Here is a 957-nt window from a genome sequence, read left to right on the forward strand (position 1 = left end):
CGGGATGCCCTGGCCGTCCTTCGGGACGATCCGGAAGCGGTTGCCGTGCGCCTTCGCGATCGCAAGCGCGGCCTCCATATTTCCCGCCACCGCCGTACGGCCAAGCAGGTTCGCGGCCACGTCGCGGTAACGCGCGTCGCACTGCACGAGCGCGGACGCAATCCCGCAAAAGCCGGGCGCGCGCTCCAGCCCCTGTTCCCGCAAGGCGTTCGGGCGGATCGTATCCAGGGGCAAAAAGGTCGCGCGGCCGCCGTCTGCGCGCTTTAAGTATTCAATTGCCGCGCGGCCGTCCTGCGGGCTGTCCACCACGATGTTGGACGCCGCCGCGCCGAGCGCGGTCTCGACCGCGAGGACGTATTCGTCCGGCACGGTGATGAGCGTGGACACCGGCCCGTGCACGCCGGGCATCGCCCCGCGTTCCGCGCGCCCCATGACAAGCTTGACGCTGCGGGAAAAGCCCTCGTAATCCTTCTGCATCTCGCGCAGCATGGCGATGCGGTTCTGGCAGTCGGTGCGCTCCGCCTCCAGCCTGCGGCATTCCTCTTCCAGGCCGCCGAGCTTCCGGCGCCGCCCCTCCGCCTTCATCGCAACGCCCGCAAGCTTATTCTGCGCCCCTGCCAACGTATCCCGACAAGCGGCGAGCTGCTGCTCCAGCGCTTCCTGCGCCGCTTCCTCCGCGGCTGCGCGCTGCGCCGCGGCCTCAATATCCTGCGCGATGGTGTCCCGGCGGGACGCCATGCTGGACAGGCCGGACTGCGCCGCCGTGCGCTTGAGTTCCAGGTCAAACTGCGCCGACGCGCACCGGCCAAGCTCGCCCTGCTTTTGCGCAAGGGATGCGCGCAGCCCCGCAATTTCCGTTTGCAGCTCCTGCGCCGCGCGCGTGCAGCCTTCCTGCTGCGCGAGCAGCCCCTCCTGCGCCGCATCCAGCCCGGCGCAGCGCGTGCGGCGGTCTGCAAG

1 pseudogene is annotated in these 957 nt (G+C 70.0%); it reads right to left on the reverse strand.

Features of this window, described 5'->3' with window-relative positions:
- Positions 1–957, reverse strand: a pseudogene (locus CZ203_RS01145) (chromosome segregation protein SMC); the annotation flags it as partial.

The organism is Intestinibacillus massiliensis, from assembly GCF_900155735.1.
Taxonomy (GTDB): Bacteria; Bacillota; Clostridia; order Oscillospirales; family Butyricicoccaceae; genus Intestinibacillus; species Intestinibacillus massiliensis.